The following is a 21507-nucleotide window of genomic DNA, read 5'->3' as shown; positions in this document are numbered from 1 at the left end:
GGCCCGTCTGCGTGCCCAACACCATCGAACTTGTGGAGAGAAAATGACTAACGCCACCGCCGCCGAGCTCATCGCGCGCAGCAACCGGCTCGGAGCCGATCCCAAGAACACCAATTTCGCCGGGGGCAACACCTCGGCGAAGGGACTCGAGACCGACCCTGTCACGGGCGAGAACGTCGAGCTCATGTGGGTGAAGGGTTCGGGTGGCGACCTGGGCACATTGACGGAGGAGGGCCTCGCTGTGCTGCGCGTCGATCGACTGCGCGCCCTGCAGAACGTGTACCCGGGCATCGATCGCGAAGACGAGATGGTTGCCGCGTTCGACCACACGCTCTTCGGCAAGGGCGGCGCCGCGCCGTCGATCGACACCGCGATGCACGGACTCGTCGATGCCGCACACGTCGATCACCTGCATCCGGATGCCGGTATCGCCATCGCGACGGCGAAAGACGGGGAGCACCTCACGGCGAAGATCTTCGGCGACCGCGTTGTCTGGGTTCCCTGGCGTCGCCCCGGCTTTCAACTGGGCCTCGACATTGCCGAAATTAAGAGCAAGAACCCGGATGCTGTCGGCTGCATCCTCGGCGGTCACGGGATCACCGCCTGGGGTAACACCTCTGACGAGGCCGAGAAGAACTCGCTCTGGATCATCGAGACCGCTGACCAATACATTGCGGAGCATTCACGGGCGGAGCCGTTTGGATCCACATTGCCCGGTTACGAGCCGCTTCCCGAGGCGGAACGCCGCGCCAAAGCGGCGGCACTCGCACCAGCGCTGCGCGCCCTCGCATCCACTGACCGTCCCGTTGTCGGTCACGTCACCGACTCTGATGTTGTGCTCGACTTTCTGAGTGCGGCAGAGCACCCACGACTTGCCGAACTCGGCACAAGCTGCCCCGACCACTTTCTGCGCACGAAGGTGAAGCCTCTCGTAATCGACCTGCCTGCGACGGCAAGCGTCGATCAGATTCTCAAACGTCTGCCCGAGCTGCACGAGCAATACCGTGCCGATTACACCGCATACTACGAGAGCAACGCCGCCGCGGACTCGCCCGCGATGCGCGGGGCCGACCCGCTGATCATTCTCGTGCCAGGCGTCGGTATGTTCAGCTACGGCAAAGACAAGCAGACCGCGCGCGTTGCCGGCGAATTCTACGTGAACGCGATCAACGTGATGCGCGGAGCCGAGGGGTTGTCGAGCTATGCCCCGATCAGTGAGCGCGAAAAGTTCCGCATTGAGTACTGGGCTCTCGAAGAGGCAAAACTGCAGCGGATGCCGAAGCCCAAGCCGCTCGCGACGCGCATAGCGCTCGTCACCGGCGCAGCATCCGGAATCGGCAAGGCCATCGCCACGCGTCTCGCTGCTGAAGGCGCGTGCGTCGTGATCGCCGACCTTGACGCTGAGAAGGCACGCGCAGCGGCGTCTGAGCTGGGAAATACGGACGTCGCCATCGGAATCGCCGCCGACGTGTCGAATGAGAAGGCAGTGAAGGCGGCCATCGACGAGACGGTGCTTTCGTTCGGCGGCCTCGATCTCGTCGTGAATAACGCGGGGCTGTCGCTTTCGAAGTCATTGTTCGAGACGACGGAGAAAGACTGGGATCTGCAGCACAATGTGATGGCGAAGGGGTCGTTCCTGGTATCGAAGCACGCCGCGCGCGTGCTCATCGACCAACAGCTGGGCGGCGACATCGTGTACATCTCGAGCAAGAACTCGGTGTTCGCCGGGCCAAACAACATCGCCTACTCTGCGACGAAGGCCGACCAGGCGCACCAGGTGCGGCTTTTGGCCGCCGAGCTCGGCGAGCACGGCATCAAGGTGAATGGCATCAACCCAGACGGCGTCGTGCGCGGCTCGGGGATCTTCGCCTCGGGCTGGGGCGCCAACCGCGCCAAGACGTATGGAATTCCCGAGGAGGACCTCGGCAAGTTCTACGCGCAGCGCACCATTCTGAAACGCGAGGTCGTGCCCGAGAACGTCGCAAACGCCGTGTTCGTGCTGTGCACGAGCGACCTCGACCACACGACAGGGCTGCACATTCCTGTGGACGCGGGAGTCGCGGCGGCGTTCTTGCGATGAGCGCGCTTGTTATGGTGCACCGCTGCGGACAATGTACTGAGTTATGCCGGTGCACAATGTCCACAGCGATGCACGACTCCGGCGGTGAGACCGCATGAGCACAACGACCGTCGCCGCAGTTGATCTGGGGGCGTCGAGCGGCCGAGTCATGCTTGGCCGCGTCGGGCCAGACGAGCTGAGGCTCAACGCAGTTGCGCGCTTCCCCACCGGATCCGTCGCGCTGCGCGACGGACTGCATGTCAATGTCGTTGAGCTGTACCGCGCCGCCGCCGAGGGGCTGCGCACCGCGGCATCCACGGTCGACGACATCGCCTCGATCGGCATTGACGCGTGGGCCGTCGATTACGGTCTGATGCGCGATGGCCGGTTGCTCGGTCTGCCGTTTCACTATAGGGACGGCAGAACGGATGCCGCCGTCGCCGACGTACACGCGTCAACGCCGTTCGCCGAGCTCTACGCCGAAAACGGACTGCAGTTTCTGCCGTTCAATACGCTCTATCAGCTGGCCGCCGACCGTGCTGCCGGGTACCTCCACTACTCTGACAGCGCATTGCTGATCCCCGATCTGCTCGCATACTGGCTCACGGGCAATGCGTCAGCCGAGGTGACGAACGCATCGACGACGGGTCTACTGCGCGTCGACGGAAGCGGGTGGAACGACAAACTCATCGAGCGGCTGCGGCTGCCTCGAAGCATCCTTCCTTCCCTTGTGCGCCCCGGTGAGACAATCGGCCATATCAGCGGAACGGCAGCGAGCGCGACCGGCCTCGAGGGTGTCGCCGTCACGGCTGTCGGATCGCACGACACGGCTTCCGCTGTCGTCGCTGTTCCAATGACCGGCACCGACGCGGCCTACATCAGCTGTGGAACGTGGGGACTTGTCGGCGTCGAGCTCGAGCATCCGGTGCTCTCCGATGCCGCACGCGAGGCTAACTTCACGAACGAGGGCGGCGTCGACGGCCGCGTGCGATTTCTGCACAACGTCATGGGGCTATGGCTGCTCTCGGAATCGGTGCGCACGTGGGAGGCGGAGTCGGGCGAGGCGATCGATCTTGTCGCGCTGCTGGGGGCAGCCGCCGCGGTTTCCGATGAGCAGCCCGTCTTCGACGCGAATGACCCCCGTTTTCTTCCGCCAGGCGATATGCCGTCGCGCATCTCCGCATGGCTGGCAGAACGCGGAATGCCAGTTCCGCAATCGCGCACCGCAATGGTGCGCTGCATCATCGAGAGTCTCGCGGATGCTTTCGCGGACGCCGTGCTCGCGGCATCCGAGCTGTCAGGAAAGACGGTGTCGGCGATCCATATCGTGGGCGGCGGATCACAGAACGATCTGCTCTGCCGGTTGACGGCGAAGCGCGCGGGGCTCCCCGTATTCGCGGGACCCGTCGAAGCCACTGCACTCGGCAACGTGCTTGTGCAGGCGCGGGCGCTCGGCGCGGTGACTGGCAGCCTCGAGGCCCTGCGGCATTTGGTCGCTCGCACGACTTCACCTCGCCGATTCGACCCGTGATCGTGTGCCCTGAGCACCCGGTAGGGACCGCCCTAACCGGGATGGTGCGACATCGCCTTGTGCGCGATACGGTCGCATGAGGCACACATGAGACTCCTCTCATTTAGTGCCCGCATCGTCCAGCACATGCTTATGGTGACGGTATGAGACTTCACAGCATCCGCACTACAGCAATCACAGCAGCTGCACTGGCACTCGGATTGACACTGGCCGGTTGCGCCGATGACACAGGGTCGACGTCGGCCGCAGACGGCGATTCCACGTCAGGTTCGTCTCAGAGCAGCGAGAACTCCAGCGGCAACGCGGAGGGGTCCGACGCGTCCACGACCAAGCGCGGTGCCGATCTGGCGACCACGGACTTCGCGATCGAGTGGGAGGATGCCGTTGAGACGGCGCAGAGCGCATTCGACGGCGATCTCGCCGAGATCGAGCTTGATTGGAGCCGCGATCGCTACGCATATTCGATCGAGTTGGTCTCAGACAGCGAAGAGTATGAGGTGCGTATCGACGCCACCACGGGCGAGAAGTTCGGTGAGAGAACAGAGAAGATCGAATCGGATGACGTTGCCGAAAAAACCTCAGAGGTGATCGATCTTAACAACATCGTTTCGTGGGATGACGCGCTCGCCACGGCTCTCGACGCGCAGGATGGCACCGTCAATGAATGGAAGCTAGAAGGCACAGAGAGTGGCCCGCAGTGGCAGTTCGACATCGACGCGGACTCGGGCGAAGACTACGAAGTGACGATCAACGCCGAAACCGGTGAGCTACTCACAACTGACGATTAAGAGTGCTGGCACGTGGGGAAACTGATCAGAAATCGAGAAGTCGTGAGCACTCGACACAACTAGTGTGAAGAGCACATCACCCGTAATCCGAGAGGGAGTGGCGGCGATGAGCACGAAAAACAGCGGCACCGGTGGCTTTTCTGACGAAGAACGGGCAGCGATAAAGGCCCGGGCTTCAGAGCTCAAGAACGAGTCAAGCCGTGGCAAACGAAACAAGAAGGCCTCTGAAGAGCTCGATCTTCTGGACAAGATCCAGTCGATGTCTGATTCTGATCGCGTCGTGGCCGAACGTCTTCACGCGATCGTGACGGCAACGGCACCGGAACTCTCACCGAAGCTCTGGTACGGTCAACCCGCCTACGCGCGAGACGGCAAAGTTGTCTGCTTCTTTCGCAGCGGCGACACCGACAAGCAGCGGTACTCGACATTCGGGTTCTCCCCTGAGGCGGCTCTTGACGATTCCAGCGGCCTCTGGCCGACGTCGTACGCGGTCACCGAGCTCACCGCCGCGGCAGAGAAGACGATCGTCGCTCTGGTCAAGAAGGCGATGGCCTGAGACCTGAGCACTGCGGCAGTAGGCTCGACCCATGTCTCAGCAGACAGCACAGCCTGTGAAATCGGCGAATCGCGCCCTCGACATCATCGACTTCATTGCGGGTGCCGGGTCCGCGACATTCACCGAGATTCTCGAGGCTCTCTCGCTCCCCCGTTCAAGTGCGCATGGGTTGCTGCGCACTTTGGTGTCGTCCAGCTGGCTTGAACAGCATCCCGATAATCGCCGATACACGCTTGGGTTGCGAACCTGGCAAATCGGGCAGCAGTATGACGGTCATCGTCTGCTGATCGAGCAGGCGCAGCCGATCATGAACCAGCTGACGGCCGAGACTGGTGAGACTGTTCAGCTTGCACGGCTTGACGGAGTCGAGAACGTCTATATCGGCATCAGCCCGTCGCCGAATCCCATGCGGCTCGCCTCAATGGTGGGCATGCGATTACACGCTCATGCGACAGGCATTGGCAAGGCCCTACTCAGCACCCTCGACCACGACGAAGTCGAGCGTCGACTGACCGCAGTCGTGCTTCCTCGCCTGACGCCGCGCACTGTCACGGACGTCGACGCGCTACTCGCGCTTGTCGACACGGCGCGCTATACCGGATACGCGCTCGATGATGAGGAGTTCGTCGATGACTGCAGATGCGTTGCGGTTCCGCTGACGTCGGAGTCCGAGACGGGGATTGCCGCAGCGTTGAGCATTACGATGCCCAGCCATAGAACCGATGAGGCATGGCCTCACTCGCTCTACGCTCCGCTTTCGAGAGCTGCCGCTCTGATTCGCGAAGGAATGGGTCTTACACGGAGCTGAGCCACGCTCCGAGGGCTTTGCTTGCCTTTCCACGCCGGTGGTGCAATACTGCCTCGCGTTCATCCACTTGAATGCCAGTTCACATACGTGAATCTGAATCGTCTTGAGAACACGAAGTCAACGGAGATGAGCAATGTCCTCTCAGTCCCCACGGGTACGCGCCACGCAGGATCGAACGCTCGGCGCAGTCGTTCGCAAGGTCACCTGGCGCCTGATTCCCATTCTGCTGCTCATGTACATCCTTGCGTTCCTCGATCGTTCCAACCTTGGATTCGCCAAAGAGGCATTTCAGGCTGACACGGGCATATCCAACGCCGCGTACGCGCTCGGGGCCGGAATCTTCTTCCTCGGCTATGCAGCCGTCGAAGTTCCGAGCAACATCATCATGCGCAAGGTCGGCGCCAAGATCTGGATGGCACGCATCATGGTGACATGGGGCATCGTCTCGACCCTCATGGTGTTTGCACACAACGAGTGGATCTTCTACCTACTCCGAGTGCTGCTCGGCGTTGCCGAGGCGGGGTTCTTCCCCGGCGTAATTCTGTTCCTCACGTACTGGATTCCGCTCAACTACCGCGCACGGGTCAATGGCCTCTTCTACTTCGGAGCTCCCCTGGCGTTCATCTTCGGCGGACCCCTCTCAGGTGCCCTTCTCGATATGCACGGACTCTTCGGCCTCACGGGGTGGCAGCTGATGTTCTCTGTGACAGGCGTCATCACAGTCATCGTCGGAATCATCGCCTTCTTCTATCTCGACGATGGCCCTCATAAAGCCAAGTGGCTCTCCACCGGGGAGCGCGACGCACTGCTCGCCGAGCTTGCTATCGAAGACTCGGCCAAGGAGGACCATTCACCCAAGGGGTCGATTCGCGCACTCACGAATCCGAAAGTTCTCTACTTCGCGGCCATCTATTTCACCATTCAGATGAGCGTCTATGGCATCACCTTCTACCTCCCAAGCCAGATCGCAGCGCTTGTCGGCACCGACGTCGGTCTCGAGGTGGGGCTTCTCACAGCGGTTCCCTGGGGCTTCGCTCTGATCGCCACATTCGTGCTCTCCCGCCTTGCCGACAGTTCCGGTCAGCGACGTCTCATCGCCACGTGCGCGCTCGCTGCTGCAGGGCTCGGAATTGTCTTGTCGAGCGTCTTTGACAACCCGATCCTCGGGCTTGCGGCGCTTTCACTTGGCGCTGCAGGGTTCATCTCGGTGCAACCCGTTTTCTGGACGCTGCCGACCTCGTTCATGCTCGGCGCCGCCGCTGCATCTGGAATCGCACTCATCAACGCGATTGGGAGTCTCGGAGGTTTCGTGGCCCCTGTCGCTAAGACATGGGCTGAGGGGGCCTTCGGCCCCGACGCAGGACTGATTCTTTTGGCGATCATTGCCTTTGTCGGCGCGGCAATGATCTGGGCAAGCACCCTCATCAGTCCACTCATCAAGGCAACAGACGGCCGTGACGCCACCGGCGCATTCGCCGCGATCAAGGAGAAATGATTAGATGCGTGCACTTGTATTGGCCGAAATCGGGCGGCTGGCCGTCGAGGAGCGCGCGGCCGCAGCACTCGCACCCGACGAAGTTCGCCTCCGGGTCGTGGCTACCGGAATTTGCGGTTCAGACATTCACGGATTCACGGGCGAGAACGGCCGCCGCTTCCCTGGTCAGGTCATGGGGCACGAGACCGTCGGTCGCGTGGATGCCGTCGGCACAAAAGTCTCGGGGGTCGACATTGGAGCGCCAGCGACGTTCAACCCTGTCGTCATCCCGGAGTCCCAGTCACACGAATACCGAGGTCGGGAGCAGCATTCGCCCGACAAGACCGTAATCGGAGTCGCACCAGAAATTGACGCAGCGTTTGCGGACTACGTGACCGTGCCCGCTCGCAACATCGTTTCGCTGCCCGAAGACATGCCAATCGAGTATGGCGCGCTGATCGAACCTCTTGCTGTCGCGGTGCATGCCGTGCGAAGAGTTCTCACGCCCGACGTATCACGTGCACTCGTCGTCGGCGGGGGGCCTATTGGTCAGTCCGCCGTCATCGCACTCACGATGCACGGGGTCAAGACCGTGTACGTCAGCGAGCTCGATCCAGCCCGGCGCGCACTCTGCGAACGACTCGGGGCAACGGTGCTTGATCCTAAACTCGGCGACGTCACATCGAACGTGACGCGTCTCGGCGGTCTTGTTGATGTGGCAATCGACGCCGTCGGTATCAGTCCCACCCTCCGCGATGCGGTGAGCGCGACCAAATTCGGCGGGAGCGTCTGCCTTGTCGGAATGGGCTCGCCAGAGCTGTCACTCGACGCGTTCCGCATTAGCACCGAGGAGCGTACGATCGTCGGCAGCTTCACCTATTCGGCGATCGACTTCACCGATGCCGCTATGTTCGTCGCTCACGGAGATGAGCGATTCGGTGAGCTCATCAGCAGACAGGTTGCACCGAATGAAGCCGATGCCGCATTTCGGTCACTCGCGTCCGGCGACGGTACCGCAGGAAAAGTGCTCGTACGGTTCGACCGCTGAGCGTTCAGCATTCACGTGTCGAGCTTCGCTCGGAGAAAGTAGAGATCATGGCTGCCAACGAAAGAATCATCCGTCAGGTACGCGCCTATACCCTGCGCGGCGGGGGCGCTGACTACCACGACCAGCAACGTGGGCATTGGATCGACGACCATATCGCTACGCCGATGTCTGTCTATCCGGAGTATCGGGAGTCGCGTCAGAGCTTCGGGCTGAACGTTCTCGGCACCCTCGTTGTCGAGATCGAAGCTGATGACGGTACCGTCGGGTTCTCTGTCACAACGGCGGGCGAAATCGGCGCATTCATCGTAGAGAAGCACCTTGCACGCTTCCTTGAGGGAGCTACGGTCACCGACATCGAACGCATCTGGGATCAGATGTATAAGTCGACGTTGTTCTACGGACGTCGAGGCGTTGTTCTCAACACAATTTCGGGAGTCGACCTCGCCCTCTATGACTTGCTGGGAAAAATCCGGCAGGAGCCAGTATTCGCTCTTCTTGGCGGGCCCGTGCGAGACGAACTGCAGTTCTATGCAACTGGCGCGCGGCCAGACAAAGCGCAAGAGCTCGGTTTCATCGGAGGAAAAATGCCCCTCCACCACGGTCCGGCCGAGGGCGAAGAAGGGATGCGCAAGAACCTCGAGATGATCCGCGATATGCGCGAGAAGGTCGGCGATGACTTCTGGCTCATGCTCGACTGCTGGATGTCGCTCGATGTGGAATATGCGACGCGCCTCGCCCACGGGGCAGCGGAGTACGGTCTCAAATGGATCGAGGAAGCACTCATTCCCGACGACTATTGGGGCTACGCGCAACTCAAGAAGAACGTTCCGCCGACAATGCTCGTCACGACAGGTGAGCATGAGGCGACGCGCTGGGGCTTTCGTCACCTTCTCGAGATGGATGCCGCAGATATCATCCAGCCCGATGTCGGTTGGTGCGGTGGTATCACGGAGCTCATCAAAATCTCGGCGCTCGCAGACGCCCACGGTGCACTAGTCATCCCGCACGGCTCATCCGTGTACTCATACCACTTCGTCGTCACACGTACGAACAGCCCATTCGCGGAGTTCCTGATGATGCACGAAACCGCCGAAGAGGTAGTCCCGATGTTCTCGCCTATGCTGCTCGGCGAGCCCGTTCCCGTGAACGGGCGACTCACGGTTCCCGAGACCCCTGGTTTTGGCGTCGAGCTGAATCCCGAGATCGACAAGCACCGCCCGTACACGCACTGAGGCGACAACACGAAGGAAGAAGCACATGGAACTCATGAGACTCGGTCCGATTGGCAGCGAGCGCCCTGTCGTTCGTCGCAACGGGCGCACGTTTTCCCTCGACTCGCTGACCGCGGATATCGACGGAACATTCCTCGCGGAAGACGGTATTGAGCGCGCTCGTGCAGCGCTGTCGGCAGGTGATCTGGTCGAGGTGACGGATGCCGAGGGGGAGCGCATTGGTGCACCTATCGCTCATCCGATGGCTGTTCTCTGCATCGGGCAAAACTACGCGGCGCATGCAGCCGAATCTGGCGATGCTCCTCCCGAAGTGCCGATTCTTTTTCACAAACATCCCAACACAATTGTCGGCCCATTCGACGACGTCGCCATTCCTCCGGGCGCACAGCGCGTCGATTGGGAGGTCGAGCTCGGCGTGGTGATCGGCACGCGTGCGCGCTACCTCACGTCGCCCGAGGAGGCCCTGGAGCATATCGCTGGTTATGTCGTAAGCAACGACGTCTCGGAGCGCGAATACCAATCGGCTCACTCAGGTGGTCAGTGGTCGAAGGGGAAGAACTGCGAGACATTCAATCCGCTCGGGCCGGCACTCATCCCGGCAGACGATGTGGATCCTCAATCTCTGCGCCTGTGGTCGCGCGTCAACGGGGAACCGAGGCAGGATTCCAACACAAACGACATGATCTTCTCCGTCGCCACAATTGTGCACCACCTCTCGCAGTACCTCGTGCTCGAGCCAGGGGACCTCATCAACACAGGTACGCCGCAAGGGGTCGCTCTGTCTGGTCGATTCCCGTATCTTCGCGCTGGCGACACGATGGAGATCGGAATTGAAGGGCTCGGCACACAGAAACAGCACCTGGTGCCAGCACTCACGTGAAGCTGCGCAGGTAGGCTCGGAGCATGTCACAACGCCTTGTCGTCAGCACTCCGGGTAATGCACTGCGAAACATGGTCGGCGACGTGCCCGACGGCGTCGAAATGATCCGCTGGGACATGGACGGCCCTGCGCCGGTCGATCACATCGACATTGCCGTAGGCCCGTACATGGGCGGCCCTCGACCACTCGCGAATCTTGAGACGGTAACGACTCAGCTGGTGCAGAGCCAGTCCATCGGCTATGACGGCGTCACGAAATACCTTCCCTCAGGCAGAGCATTCGCCAATGCGGCATCCGTTCACGAGGCGTCAACGGCCGAACTCGCGATGGCGCTTATTCTTGCGTCGCAACGAGGAATCCCCGACTTCGTGCGCGCCGCAGACCAGGGCACATGGTCCCCTGCCCGTTACGCCAGCCTCGCGGATCGACGCGTGCTCATCGTGGGTTACGGCGGCATCGGGGCCGCCCTCGAAAGGCGCCTCGAGGGCTTTGAGGCATCCGTCACTCGCGTAGCCCGCACCGCACGCGACGTCACTGCTGGCCACGTTCACGGTTTCGATGAGCTGCCCGTGCTTCTTCCCGAAGCGGAGATCGTCATTCTTTCCGTTCCGCTCAACGCCGAGACAACACACCTCGTGGATGCTGCATTTCTCGCCGCGCTCTCTGACGACGCGCTCGTCGTCAATGTCGCTCGGGGAAAGGTCGTCGACACGGAAGCCATGCTTGTCGAAGCGCGCACGGGTCGTCTCCGATTCGGCCTTGACGTGACCGAGCCCGAGCCGCTTCCCGAGGGCCATGAGCTCTTTTCCCTACCCAACGTGCTCATCGCCCCGCACGTGGGCGGCGCCTCAACGGCAATGCTCCCGCGCATGGCGAAGCTGCTCCGCCGCCAGATCGACCATGCGCTCGCGGGCGAAGTCTTCGAAAACGTCGTCATCGCCCCCGAGCCACGCTAGCGGCGTGCACGCACCGGCGGCCTTGTCACCGCGGAGCGCACGAAGAAGGCCGCGAAGCGAGTGACCGTGCGCAGCCGACGCGATCGAGTGAAACCTCTCCCCCTGATCGACGTCAGGAGACTGACGAGGTCCCGCCACCCGATCACCATCTCATGGTCAGGCTGACTGTCGCCCACGGCGTCCGCTGGCTGGATGGTGACGCGCAGTCGTGTGAGTCCGTTCAACAGCCCAAGCGGGGTGCGAGACGACACCGATTTCGTCCCCGACAGAGTCAGCTCACGGCCGCTATCGTCGGTGAACTGAAGCTCGTAGATCATCGCTTCGTCGCGACCGTCCGGAAACAGCGAGAGAGTTCCTCTCACTGCGACGCCCGTCGCGATGTTCTCCGCGTCGACGGTGCCCACGACCTGGAGAGTGTGCGCGGGGTCAGTGAGAAAACCGTCGATACTCGCAGCCTCGACGGTCAGCATCAGGGCGACCTGTGAGCGTGCCGATGGCTCCGTGAGCATCCTCTCGGCGAAGTGAACGCCTCCTCCACGCGTCGACGCGTGGAGGTCTGCGGCAAAGAGCGCAGCGCGGTCTTCGGGTACGGACGATGGCATGACGTCACTCCACTCTGGGGCGCGCCACTCGGGGTTTCCCGCGCGCCGAATAAGGGTCTCGACCGATCTCTCGGCCACGGCGAGAATTGTCGCCGATGGGTTCACTCCCGTCGAGGCGGGGAGTACGGCGCCGTCCATCACGTAGAGTCCCGGATACCCGTGAACCTCTCCTGCCTCATCGACGACAGCCACATCTGGGTTCTCACCCGACCGGACGCCACCGAGCGGGTGGACCGTCGTCGTCCTCCTGAGCAGGGACCATGTGAACGGATTGTAAAGTCGTGCGCGAAGCAGGCGCTCGAGCAGGGGGCCGATCCGCCGCTGCGAGCGGTAGAGATGAGACTGCCACCGGTTGCGCCAGTCAAGCGTCACGCTTCCGAAGCGATTGAGTCGTAACGTGCCGTTTCCCGAATCGTGCCCCATGGCGAGAACGGTGAAGATGCGACGCCGATCGTGGATGGCACTGCGGCGGCGACGCCACCATGCGCGCGCTCTCGTGGCGGGCATGACCGCGTCGAGAAGGTCGTGGACGGCACGTGGAAAAGCGCCGTCCTGCACCTGATACCAGACGGAACGCCCGCCCTCAGGCACATCGACGATCGTGCTTGTGGTGATCGTCGGCCCGGTGCTCATATCTCCCTGGGGCGTCTTCAGCTCGGCAAGCGTGAGAAAGTCCCCGTTCCCCGAAAACCCGGCACCTAACTGCGACGACAATCGTGGGAGCGTGCCATGAACGTCGCGCGAACGCAGAAGCAGTTCGGTCGTCCCGACGGCCCCGGCGGCGAGAATGACGCGGGGCGCTGACCAGGTGCGCTGAGGGGATGCTGCGTCAGACGGCGTGGTCGTCGTCACCACGTACTCGCCGTCGCGCGACTCGATGCGCGTCACCTGGGCGTCTGTGACGGCCATGGCTCCCGCATTCTCGGCGACGGCGAGATAGGTGTGATCAAGGCTGTTCTTTGCGCCCTGATTGCACCCGATGACGCATTCTCCGACGAAGGCGCATCCGCGCTGAAGCACTCCGTGTTTGTTGGGCTTCCATATGTCGGGGTCACCGAAAGTCACGGCGAGGTTCGGTCGCATGGTCGCGTCGCTGCGGTTGCCGTTCTGCATATGACGTTCGATCAATTCGGTGCGTGCGGGCACGCGTCCGATTCTCGGGTCGATACCGACAGGTGAGACGCCCAGCATGTGTGCGGCGAGGTCGTAATAGGCGTCGAGTTGACCACGTCGTAGCCGTGACGGCCAGCGGTCGTCGAATGCCCGGTCGAACGGGCGCGCGAAGACGTTGGCGTACGCGAGCGATCCGCCACCCCATCCCGCGGCCTGCACCGTCAGCATCCGCCCGAGCCAACGGATGCTGTAGAGGCCGCGGTCCACGCCCCAGAGCCACCCGTCGTCGATGCGCGGGCGACGCGGAAAACTGCCGGGTGTCCAGCGGCGACCGCGTTCGAGAACGACGACGGAGAATCCGGACTGGGCAAGTCGCGCAGCCGCGACGGCACCTCCAAAACCGCTCCCAACGACGATGACGTCAGCACTCTGATGCTCTGTCACGTTTCGACTCTCAGGCACCCGACGCGAGAAAACGAGCCGCCCACGCGTCGCCGCGGGCAGGAAGATCCATTGCCGCGGCGGCCATGTAGAACATTCCCTGCGCGATAAAGTCATGGGCGCCGTCCTCGCCAACGCCGGGAAGCACCTCTACTCGTTCGAAGACCTCGCGCGTCCACTCGCGCATAATGTCGCGGATATTGTCATCGTCGGATGCCGCATACCCTTGAAGGATCATGAACATGAGATCACGCTCCTGCATAAGAACGCCCCATGCATCAGACATCGCGTCGAGCGGGTTCTCTTCTGCACTCTCACCCACCGAGAGCATCCTCGCCTCGACTCTCTCGAAGACATGCTTCAGCACGGCGACAAAGAGCTCGTGCTTTGTCGGGTAGATCCGAAAAAGATTCGGGTGAGAGATGTCGATGTCTCTGGCGATTGCAACGGTCGACCCGCCATGCAGCCCCTTGTGACCGAACTCAACAAGCGCTGCAGCAAGAATCTGCTCCCGTCGCACCGCAAGCGGAATTCGTGCTCTCCTCTGCGTGCTCACCTTGAAAGTTAACACTCACTATCTTCTTTCGTCAAGTGCCAGCGACGACGCTTCTCTTAAACTTTCTGAACTTTTTTCACAAGAACTCTTGCGCTCATCACACACATACCCATAGTCTGTAAAGCTGTCGTTCATCTGACGTAACGACAAGCAGAGAGGGGGCGACAATGATCATCGCAACTGCCCGGAACGAACAGGGTGCTGCAGGCTTTGTCCTCGGCGATCTCATGCGCAATGCCTCCTGCGGGAACGCATAACCGCTCGGGGTCTTCCCCTTTTCTGAACATCCTGTTCTGAGCGCCACTTAGGGCGCCATTCGTCCTGCCCGCCTCCGTGGCGATAGGTCACGTTCACGCCGGTCGGTCACCCCTTCGTGCGGGCCTTTTGACCGGCTTACCCATCGCGACGTTTGTCGCGCCCCGACGCCCTGTGCGCCGGGGGTCTTCAGCGCGCCCGCACGAGTTCACACACCATCGAAAGAGTCACAGTGAGCACATCAGTACAGTCCCCCGTCCAGCCGGTCGAGACCTCGCATCCGCCGAGTACTCGGCCCCCAACCGAAAGTCACCCGCCACAGCGCACGCGCAGGCCACGGCGCACGTCATGGCTGAGTCGGCTCCTCACGCGGCTGCGTCGCCCGCGGTTCGAAATCGACCCGCACACAGCGCACCAGAACGAGCGTGCACGCGTGCAGCGCGAAGCCGCGAACGCTCGCGCCCTCGTGTACTACGGCGGATTCAGATGACCGGATGCTGCGAGGCAGCGCCCTGCGCGCTGCCTCGCCATTCGGCATCCGCCTCACAGGCGATGACTGTCACGCCAGAGGGGCCCCATACCGCTCTTCTGGGCTCTGGTTCAGCGTGCGCTTGAGCCCACGCGTTGCCTCGTCGGCCAGCACTTCACTCTCGCCCGCTTCCAGCCCGTCGAGCGCGGCCGAAACAACATCGACGGCACTCGTCTTCGGTGCATCCAATGCGGCCGTCATATCGGTATCGACAAGCGCCATGTGCACAGCGAGCACCTGAGTGCCCTGCCCGGCAAGCTCGAGCCTGATGCCGTCCGTCGCGCTCCAGGCTGCCGCCTTCGACAGCGCATAGCTCGTGGCCCCGGGCGCCGCGAACCACGAGGCCGCAGAGATAACGTTGATGACCGCTCCGCCGCCGTTCTCAGCCAAAGCACCCGCTAGCGTGCGAACCAGAAGGAGCGGCCCGAACGCGTTCGTATCGAGTTCGTGGCGAATGCGTGCAACGTCACCGCCGATAAGAGACTCTCCCGTTGCGATCCCCGCGTTGTTGATGATCAATTGAACGTCGGCGAGTTCGTCGGCAAGAGCCGCGATGCGCGCCGAGTCGGTTACGTCGAGTTCGATTGGTTCGATCCCGTGGTCAGGCAATGTAGCGACGTCGCGTGCGGCCGCATAGATCTTTCGCGCGCCCCGCGCCTTCAACTGGGTGACGAACTCGGCCCCGATTCCACGATTCGCGCCGGTGACGAGTACGACCTTTCCCTCAATCTGCATGCCAGCCTTTCTGTAGTATTTGCTATAGATTTACGAGGCTAACACATTCCGTAGCTCTTGCTATAGAATTACGAAATGGCCGGACGTCCCCGTGGCTTCGATCGCGAAGCAGCGCTCCTCGTTGCGATGGAGCGCTTTTGGCGCAACGGCTATGACGAGACGACGGTGGCTGAACTCACACGCTCGATGGGGATCACCGCGCCGAGCCTGTACGCCGCATTCGGCGATAAAGACGCCCTCTTTTCCGAAGCGGCGGCCTATTATTTCGACAGAGTAGCCACACAGATGGATCGCGCCCTCGATCAGCCGACCGCCCACGCCGGCATCAGCGAGCTTGTCCGAATCTCTGCTGCCGCATATACAGATCACGCCAACCCACCCGGATGCTTTCTCCTGAGCGAGCCACGCTTAGTCCGCGAGCGCCGAGAGCTGAGTCGGCACATTGCCGAGCGAATTCAACGCGGCATCCGCGAGGGCGATGTTGCACCCGAGACAGATCCCGGCGCCATGGCCGACTTCATCATCGCCGTCATCGAGGGACTATCAACACGTGCTCGCGATGGCGGATCCACGACGGAGGTGCGCGCCATCGCAGACATCGCGCTCTCCACGTTTGCCGCGTCGGCGACATAAAATATCACGCTTCATCCACGCCCCGTAGTTGCATCGCCCCGGGAGTGAGTGTACAGTCACTCATATGTCCACTCGAAGCTCTACTCTCTCCACGGCCGAAGTGCGCCGACCTCTCGTCGCAGCCGCCGCGCTCGACGAGTTTTCGCGGGGTGGCTTCCACGGAACGACAGTCGCCGACGTCGCCCGTGCGGCGAAGATCTCCCCCGCCTACGTTTTCAAGCTCTTTCCCAGCAAGGAAGGCCTCTTCGTTGCCGCACTCGAGTCGTGTTTTACCGAGATACTCGGAGCACTTGAACAGGGGGCAGACGGGGCGTCCCCGCAGGAGCCGCAGGTCATTCTGCACGAGATGGGCGGAGCCTATGCGGAGCTCATTGCCGATCGACGCCTTCTCATGCTTCAGGCCCATGCGCAGTCCGTAGCCGACATTTCCGAGGTTGGCGAAGCGCTCCGCGCCGGACTCGAGCGCATCACGTCGTTCGCCAAAAGCCGGTCCCGCGGTAGCGACGACGCCGTGCAGAGCTTCGTGGCATACGGGCAGCTCTGCCATTTGATCGTCGCCGCTCGCATCGACGAGCAGCGGGCGCCCTGGGCAGGCATCCTCTCCCACGGCATCCGCCACCCGCGCTGACCTCAACGTCGACACCGCAGACGTCGCCGATTTTTGTTGCCCACAAGAGTGAGTGACTGAACACTCTATTTGTAAAGGAGGAAACATGACCAACGAGATCACAATGCGCTGGATCGCCCTGATCCCGCTCGCACTGCTCGCTGTCGCAATGTTCACGCAGTGGCAGTAACGCACATCACACATCGAAAAGGAGAACGCAATGACAACCAACATCGAGCCCACCGGTCACACCGCTGACCCCGCTCCGTCCCGGTGGACTGGCGAGAAGACCGCCTGGTGGATCGTCTTCGGTGCCACCACTCTTGGCATCATTCTGATGCTCGGGCTCTGGAACTGATTCGCGGCGCTTCGTCACGGGTGCCACGTGCCCGTGACGAAGCGCCCCAATAACTCAGCGAGCGCTGCTCGCACTGATCCGAAAGGTCAATGAAAATGTCTACAACCGAGGTCGCTGGTTCGGCGACCGTTCGAAGCCCTCGACGCTGGCTCGCACTGGTGTTCCTCGCGTTGGCGCAGTTTCTCGTCGTTCTCGACGCCTCCATCGTCAACATCGCCCTGCCCGTGCTCGGGGGCAACCTCCATATGGACACCGCTGCACTGGCGTGGGTCATTACGGCCTACGTTCTTCCCTTCGGCGGCCTTCTGCTGCTCGGCGGACGTCTCGCCGACCGCTACGGGCATCGCCGGCTCTTTCTTGTCGGCACCGCGGGATTCGTCGTGGCATCCGCGCTTGCCGGCTTCTCGATCACAAGCGGAATGCTCATCACCGCACGCGTGATGCAGGGAGTGTCGGCAGCGCTGCTCGCACCTGCCGCCCTCGCACTGCTCACCCACCTCTTCACCCAGTCTCAAGAACGCGCCCGTGCGCTTGGCGTCTGGGGCGGCGTTGCAGGCATCGGCTCGGCAGCAGGTGTGCTGCTCGGCGGTGTGCTCACCGCGTCGCTGGGCTGGCAGTCCGTGTTCTATGTGAACGTGCCGATCGGCATCGCCGTCATCGTGGCGATCCCCCTCCTGGTCGCCCCAGACGCATCAGTACAGAGGGGCCGCCTGGATGTCCTCGGCGCGGCCGCCGTCACAAGTGCGCTCGTGACCGCCGTCGGTGCGTTCAGCGCGGTTGAGCAGGTCGGATTCGTGCATCCGCTGCCCCTGACTCTCGCCGCAGCCGCCGTCATTCTCGGCATCACGCTCGTGATGATCGAGCGGCGCACGTCACAGCCCCTGATCCCGCTCGCCGTCTTTCGCAACCGCAGCTTGACTGTCGGCAACATCGTGATGCTGCTTGTCGGAGCCGCAATGATCGCACTGTTCTTCGCTCTGTCGATCTACATGCAGGCGGTGCTCGGCTACAGCGCTCTTACCGCCGGGCTCACGCAACTACCTCTGGCCGCCGCGCTCGTCGTGTTCGCGGGCATCGCACCTGCCGTGATCACGCGTTTCGGCGAGAAAAGCACGCTCATCGGCTTCCTCGTCGTGCTTGCCGCGGGCCTCGTGTGGCTCGCGTTCGCTCCATCGGATGCTGCGTTCGTGACGCAGATTCTCGGTCCGACGGTTCTGATCGGCATCGGCATCGGCGGCGCCTTCGTCGCGACAACACAACTCGCCGTCGAGGGCGTACAGGGCGGTGAAGCCGGACTTGCAGGTGGGCTCGTCAACACAAGTCAACAGATCGGCGGCGCACTCGGACTCGCCGTGCTCTCGACGCTCGCCGCAACGCGCACATCGGCGCTCACGGACGCTGGCATCGCCGCACCTGAGGCACTCACCTCGGGCTTCTCCTGGCTGTTTGTCGGGGCCGCGGCATTTGCACTCGCCGGCGCGGTTGCGGCAGGCTTTGCCGTCACTCAGCCTGGGGATCGATGACCGTCTTGATGCCGTTCCCGGCGCGAATGCTCTCGAATGCACGCTCCCACTCCGCGAGGGGCACGCTCTCGGTCACAAGGGGGTCGAGCTCGACAAGGCCCTGCTCCATGAGCATCAAGGCTCGGCGCCACGACGCCGGCGTCGACGCGAAGCCGCTCGTCACCGTGAGCTCTTTGTACAGCACAGCGTCGATGGGCAACGCCACGTCACGTCCGAAAATGCCGACTTGAACGTAGCGCCCGGCGCGCTTCACCGCGCTGAGGGCACGTGCCGCGCCCGGAGCACTTCCGGATGCCTCGAGCACAACGTCGAAGCTCTCGGCATCCGGAGTCTGTGTCGTGGTGCTGAAGCCGAGTTCCCGGGCGACCCGCAGCCGACCGTCGTCATGTGGCAGTCCCGCAAGAGTCACGGTGCCACCCTGAGCACGAGCAACCTGAGCGCTCAGCTGCCCCATCGCGCCGGGGCCAACGACGAGCACCTCGTCGCCCGGGTTTACAACCGCCGGGTCGCAGAGGCACTGCGCAACACAGGCGAGCGGCTCGGCAAGCACCGCTCCGATGCTTTCACCCGCCACCCCGTGAAGGTTGCCGATCGGAACGACGACGTACGGCGCAAAACCGCCATTCTCGAAAGAGCCGATCGAACGGCGGTTCGGGCACAGATTCACCCGCCCGTCACGACACCAATCACAACGGCCGCAGGTACTGAAATACGTTTCGGTCGCCACGCGTCGCGACACCCAGTGCCGATCGGCGTCGTCCCCGACGGCATCGACGTCGCCGAGAATCTCGTGACCCATCACAACGGGAGCGTCGTAGCCATACTCATCGCGGGCAATGTGAATGTCGGTGCCGCAGACGCCCGTCGCAATCACTCGGAGGCGCGCGAAGCCGGGCACGGGCTCGGGCACGTCGACCTCTGCCAGCTCAACACCAGCCTCGCCGCGCGCCGTCTTCAAGACGGCGCTCATTCGCGACAGCATCCATCACCCCTTTGTCGCGCCGGCGGTCAGGCCGGAGACGATGTATTTCTGCGCAAACAACGCAATCACGATGATCGGCAGAGTCATGATGCATGCCGCCGCCATGATGGCACCCCAGTCGATGCTCGCGTACGATACGAAATCGAACACCGCGACAGGCAGCGTCTTCGTGTTGGCACCCGAGAGCACGAGGGCGAACATGAAGTTGTTCCACGAGAAGATGAACGAGAGGATGCCTGCGGTCGCGATGCCCGGAACGGACAACGGCAGCAGAATCCGCAGGAACGCGCCGATCGGCGTCAGCCCATCGACAAGCGACGCCTCCTCCAGCTCGATCGGCATCGAGTCGAAGAACGACATCATGATGTACACGCTGATCGGAATCAGAATGAACATGTGCGAAACGATCAGCACACCGTACCCGCCGACCCAGCCGAGGTTCGCGAACACGTAGTACCACGGCACAAGCAGGCTGACACCGGGGATGATGCGCGCGAGCAGCACAAGCAGCGCCGACTTCTGCATGTTGAACCGGCTCATCGAGTAGGCCGCCGGCACTCCGATGAGCAGTGAGATGCCCGTTGAACAGAACGCCACCCAGAAGCTGTTCCACACGAATCCGAGGTAGTTGTCGTTGCCGAGCACATGCGAATAGTTGTCGAGAATCGGCGTGAAGAGAAACGACTTCGACGTGTCATGAATGTCGACGTTCGTCTTGAACGACGCCATGACCATCCAGGCCAGCGGCACGAGGAACGCCAGCACAACGAGCACGATCATTGTGCCTCGGAACGCGCTGTACGCCTTGAGCCGTGCCGGTCGCCTGTGCTTGACGGGGGCCGATCGCTCGGAATTCTTCGGTGTCATCGTCGCGCTCATAGCTTTGCCCCCTTTCGACGGAAAGTCAGTAACCACATCACGAACAGGATCATCAGGAAGAAGATGATCAAAACGGCGGATGCCGTTCCAAAGTCGTTGTACTTGAAGCTCAGCCCATACACGTAGATGTTCAACGTTTCGGCCTCATGGAAGGACCCGCCGCCCTGCCCCTTCACGACATAGAGCAGGTCGAATGTCTTGAGGGCATCAATCGAGCGCAGCAGCACAGCGACGAGCACAACCGGTCGCAGAAGCGGCAACGTCACATACCAAAAACGCTGCCACGCACTTGCGCCGTCGATGCGCGCCGCTTCGTCTGGCTCGTCAGAGAGCGACGTGAGGCCGGCAAGCAGAATGATCGCGATCATCGGGGTGAACTCCCAAATGTCGACGAACATCAACGTCGGAAGCGTCGTCGCCGGTTCGGAGAACCACGGTTGCGGTGCAATTCCGATCCAGCCGAGCAGTCTGTTCGCGAAGCCGATATTCGGGTCGAAGATCAGGCGCCACATCATCGCAATCGCCACCGGGGTGGCAACGAACGGCAGAAGGATCGCCACGCGAACCCATTTCTGCGCTTTGAACGGCCGCCACAGCAGAAGCGCGATGCACATACCAGCGATGAGCTCGATGGCGAGGGCACCGAACGTGAAAACGCCCGTGCGCAGCGCAGCAGGCCAGAACCGGTCAACGTCCGTCAGCACGTCGAGGTAGTTTTCGAAGCCGATGAAATCGGCCGGGGCACGCACAGAACCCTTAGCGTCCGTGACGCTCAGGTACAGGGTCCATCCGATGGGAAAGCCGATCAAGATGGCGGTGAAAATCATGGCGGGGGCGGCGAAGATCCATTTGCGGCGGGCGTTCACCCAGCGCGAGAACCGTTCTTTGCCCGAGAGCTGGTTCAGCGACGTCGTTGTCATTCGTCTCACTCGTTCATATCGGCGAGGGGAGAGCGGATGCTG

The 21507-nt window shown here is 62.2% G+C and carries 21 protein-coding genes; 15 read left to right on the top strand and 6 right to left on the bottom strand.

Features of this window, described 5'->3' with window-relative positions; translation table 11 throughout:
* Window positions 1-43: 43 nt before the first annotated feature.
* The 10 genes from HCR76_RS02105 (at window position 44) to HCR76_RS02060 (ending at window position 11332) form a co-directional block, all read left to right on the top strand.
* Window positions 44-2080 (top strand): bifunctional aldolase/short-chain dehydrogenase, encoded by a 2037-nt coding sequence (locus tag HCR76_RS02105; RefSeq protein WP_166985158.1) that lies wholly within the window; start codon window positions 44-46, stop codon window positions 2078-2080.
* A gap of 94 nt (window positions 2081-2174) precedes the next feature.
* Window positions 2175-3590: a rhamnulokinase gene (locus HCR76_RS02100; RefSeq protein ID WP_166985162.1), complete on the top strand. Its 1416-nt coding sequence runs from the start codon at window positions 2175-2177 to the stop codon at window positions 3588-3590.
* Between the two features lie 143 nt (window positions 3591-3733).
* Window positions 3734-4378, top strand: a complete 645-nt coding sequence (locus tag HCR76_RS02095; protein WP_166985165.1) for a PepSY domain-containing protein — start codon at window positions 3734-3736, stop codon at window positions 4376-4378.
* Window positions 4379-4484: 106 nt separating this feature from the next.
* Window positions 4485-4934 (top strand): DUF1801 domain-containing protein, encoded by a 450-nt coding sequence (locus HCR76_RS02090; protein WP_166985168.1) that lies wholly within the window; start codon window positions 4485-4487, stop codon window positions 4932-4934.
* Between the two features lie 31 nt (window positions 4935-4965).
* A complete protein-coding gene (locus HCR76_RS02085; protein ID WP_166985171.1) occupies window positions 4966-5742 on the top strand; it encodes an IclR family transcriptional regulator in 777 nt (258 codons plus the stop codon).
* Between the two features lie 133 nt (window positions 5743-5875).
* Entirely contained in the window at window positions 5876-7237 is a 1362-nt protein-coding gene (locus tag HCR76_RS02080) for an MFS transporter (RefSeq protein ID WP_166985174.1), read from the top strand.
* Window positions 7238-7241: 4 nt separating this feature from the next.
* Window positions 7242-8264 carry a zinc-dependent alcohol dehydrogenase gene (locus HCR76_RS02075; protein ID WP_166985177.1) on the top strand — a complete coding sequence of 341 codons (1023 nt, stop codon included), beginning with the start codon at window positions 7242-7244 and terminating at the stop codon, window positions 8262-8264.
* 47 nt (window positions 8265-8311) lie between these two features.
* On the top strand, window positions 8312-9496 hold the full coding sequence (gene rhmD, locus HCR76_RS02070) for an L-rhamnonate dehydratase (RefSeq protein WP_166985180.1): 1185 nt from the start codon (window positions 8312-8314) through the stop codon (window positions 9494-9496).
* Between the two features lie 25 nt (window positions 9497-9521).
* Complete coding sequence (locus tag HCR76_RS02065) at window positions 9522-10376, top strand: fumarylacetoacetate hydrolase family protein (RefSeq protein ID WP_166985183.1); 855 nt, start codon at window positions 9522-9524, stop codon at window positions 10374-10376.
* Between the two features lie 23 nt (window positions 10377-10399).
* On the top strand, window positions 10400-11332 hold the full coding sequence (locus tag HCR76_RS02060; protein WP_166985186.1) for a 2-hydroxyacid dehydrogenase: 933 nt from the start codon (window positions 10400-10402) through the stop codon (window positions 11330-11332).
* Here the strand turns inward: HCR76_RS02060 and HCR76_RS02055 are convergent.
* The gene (locus tag HCR76_RS02055; RefSeq protein WP_166985189.1) at window positions 11329-13491 is read right to left on the bottom strand and encodes a GMC oxidoreductase; all 2163 of its coding nucleotides are present in this window, start codon (window positions 13489-13491) and stop codon (window positions 11329-11331) included. The genes HCR76_RS02060 and HCR76_RS02055 overlap by 4 nt on opposite strands.
* A 10-nt stretch (window positions 13492-13501) precedes the next feature.
* Window positions 13502-14044 (bottom strand): TetR/AcrR family transcriptional regulator, encoded by a 543-nt coding sequence (locus HCR76_RS02050; protein ID WP_166985192.1) that lies wholly within the window; start codon window positions 14042-14044, stop codon window positions 13502-13504.
* Between the two features lie 487 nt (window positions 14045-14531).
* On the opposite strand from HCR76_RS02050, the gene HCR76_RS02045 reads away from it, so the two are divergent.
* Window positions 14532-14789: a hypothetical protein gene (locus HCR76_RS02045; protein WP_166985195.1), complete on the top strand. Its 258-nt coding sequence runs from the start codon at window positions 14532-14534 to the stop codon at window positions 14787-14789.
* Between the two features lie 69 nt (window positions 14790-14858).
* Here HCR76_RS02045 and HCR76_RS02040 read toward each other — a convergent pair whose 3' ends face one another.
* Window positions 14859-15563 (bottom strand): SDR family oxidoreductase, encoded by a 705-nt coding sequence (locus HCR76_RS02040; RefSeq protein WP_166985198.1) that lies wholly within the window; start codon window positions 15561-15563, stop codon window positions 14859-14861.
* Between the two features lie 75 nt (window positions 15564-15638).
* Here HCR76_RS02040 and HCR76_RS02035 point away from each other — a divergent pair, with 75 nt between their 5' ends.
* From HCR76_RS02035 to HCR76_RS02020, 4 genes are all read left to right on the top strand, one after another.
* Window positions 15639-16196 carry a TetR/AcrR family transcriptional regulator gene (locus HCR76_RS02035; protein ID WP_166985200.1) on the top strand — a complete coding sequence of 186 codons (558 nt, stop codon included), beginning with the start codon at window positions 15639-15641 and terminating at the stop codon, window positions 16194-16196.
* A 64-nt stretch (window positions 16197-16260) separates the two neighbouring features.
* The gene (locus HCR76_RS02030; RefSeq protein ID WP_166985203.1) at window positions 16261-16824 is read left to right on the top strand and encodes a TetR/AcrR family transcriptional regulator; all 564 of its coding nucleotides are present in this window, start codon (window positions 16261-16263) and stop codon (window positions 16822-16824) included.
* A 199-nt stretch (window positions 16825-17023) separates the two neighbouring features.
* Window positions 17024-17161: a hypothetical protein gene (locus tag HCR76_RS02025; protein ID WP_166985207.1), complete on the top strand. Its 138-nt coding sequence runs from the start codon at window positions 17024-17026 to the stop codon at window positions 17159-17161.
* A 95-nt stretch (window positions 17162-17256) separates the two neighbouring features.
* The gene (locus HCR76_RS02020) at window positions 17257-18684 is read left to right on the top strand and encodes an MFS transporter (RefSeq protein WP_166985210.1); all 1428 of its coding nucleotides are present in this window, start codon (window positions 17257-17259) and stop codon (window positions 18682-18684) included.
* Here HCR76_RS02020 and HCR76_RS02015 read toward each other — a convergent pair.
* From HCR76_RS02015 to HCR76_RS02005, 3 genes are read right to left on the bottom strand one after another with little or no spacing between them, the layout of a single operon-like run.
* Window positions 18662-19654: an alcohol dehydrogenase catalytic domain-containing protein gene (locus HCR76_RS02015; RefSeq protein WP_166985213.1), complete on the bottom strand. Its 993-nt coding sequence runs from the start codon at window positions 19652-19654 to the stop codon at window positions 18662-18664. The genes HCR76_RS02020 and HCR76_RS02015 overlap by 23 nt on opposite strands.
* Window positions 19655-19669: 15 nt before the next feature.
* On the bottom strand, window positions 19670-20533 hold the full coding sequence (locus HCR76_RS02010) for a carbohydrate ABC transporter permease (protein WP_235934379.1): 864 nt from the start codon (window positions 20531-20533) through the stop codon (window positions 19670-19672).
* An 8-nt stretch (window positions 20534-20541) separates the two neighbouring features.
* Entirely contained in the window at window positions 20542-21465 is a 924-nt protein-coding gene (locus HCR76_RS02005) for a carbohydrate ABC transporter permease (RefSeq protein WP_235934382.1), read from the bottom strand.
* Window positions 21466-21507 lie beyond the last annotated feature (42 nt).

The organism is Paramicrobacterium chengjingii, from assembly GCF_011751765.2.
In the GTDB taxonomy this organism is placed as follows: Bacteria; Actinomycetota; Actinomycetes; order Actinomycetales; family Microbacteriaceae; genus Paramicrobacterium; species Paramicrobacterium chengjingii.
The sequence above is the reverse complement of the archived record's forward strand: the minus strand, read 5'-3'. Positions and strand labels throughout refer to the sequence as shown.

Bases quoted from the DNA above. Each gene is read 5' to 3' on its own strand.
- HCR76_RS02025 (WP_166985207.1), top strand. From the start codon at position 17,024: ATGACAACCAACATCGAGCCCACCGGTCACACCGCTGACCCCGCTCCG.
- HCR76_RS02090 (WP_166985168.1), top strand. From the start codon at position 4,485: ATGAGCACGAAAAACAGCGGCACCGGTGGCTTTTCTGACGAAGAACGG.
- HCR76_RS02085 (WP_166985171.1), top strand. From the start codon at position 4,966: ATGTCTCAGCAGACAGCACAGCCTGTGAAATCGGCGAATCGCGCCCTC.
- HCR76_RS02035 (WP_166985200.1), top strand. From the start codon at position 15,639: ATGGCCGGACGTCCCCGTGGCTTCGATCGCGAAGCAGCGCTCCTCGTT.
- HCR76_RS02100 (WP_166985162.1), top strand. From the start codon at position 2,175: ATGAGCACAACGACCGTCGCCGCAGTTGATCTGGGGGCGTCGAGCGGC.
- HCR76_RS02065 (WP_166985183.1), top strand. From the start codon at position 9,522: ATGGAACTCATGAGACTCGGTCCGATTGGCAGCGAGCGCCCTGTCGTT.
- HCR76_RS02020 (WP_166985210.1), top strand. From the start codon at position 17,257: ATGTCTACAACCGAGGTCGCTGGTTCGGCGACCGTTCGAAGCCCTCGA.
- HCR76_RS02060 (WP_166985186.1), top strand. From the start codon at position 10,400: ATGTCACAACGCCTTGTCGTCAGCACTCCGGGTAATGCACTGCGAAAC.
- HCR76_RS02005 (WP_235934382.1), bottom strand. From the start codon at position 21,465: ATGACAACGACGTCGCTGAACCAGCTCTCGGGCAAAGAACGGTTCTCG.
- HCR76_RS02040 (WP_166985198.1), bottom strand. From the start codon at position 15,563: ATGCAGATTGAGGGAAAGGTCGTACTCGTCACCGGCGCGAATCGTGGA.
- HCR76_RS02015 (WP_166985213.1), bottom strand. From the start codon at position 19,654: ATGAGCGCCGTCTTGAAGACGGCGCGCGGCGAGGCTGGTGTTGAGCTG.
- HCR76_RS02080 (WP_166985174.1), top strand. From the start codon at position 5,876: ATGTCCTCTCAGTCCCCACGGGTACGCGCCACGCAGGATCGAACGCTC.
- HCR76_RS02030 (WP_166985203.1), top strand. From the start codon at position 16,261: ATGTCCACTCGAAGCTCTACTCTCTCCACGGCCGAAGTGCGCCGACCT.
- HCR76_RS02095 (WP_166985165.1), top strand. From the start codon at position 3,734: ATGAGACTTCACAGCATCCGCACTACAGCAATCACAGCAGCTGCACTG.
- HCR76_RS02105 (WP_166985158.1), top strand. From the start codon at position 44: ATGACTAACGCCACCGCCGCCGAGCTCATCGCGCGCAGCAACCGGCTC.
- rhmD (WP_166985180.1), top strand. From the start codon at position 8,312: ATGGCTGCCAACGAAAGAATCATCCGTCAGGTACGCGCCTATACCCTG.
- HCR76_RS02010 (WP_235934379.1), bottom strand. From the start codon at position 20,533: ATGACACCGAAGAATTCCGAGCGATCGGCCCCCGTCAAGCACAGGCGA.
- HCR76_RS02075 (WP_166985177.1), top strand. From the start codon at position 7,242: ATGCGTGCACTTGTATTGGCCGAAATCGGGCGGCTGGCCGTCGAGGAG.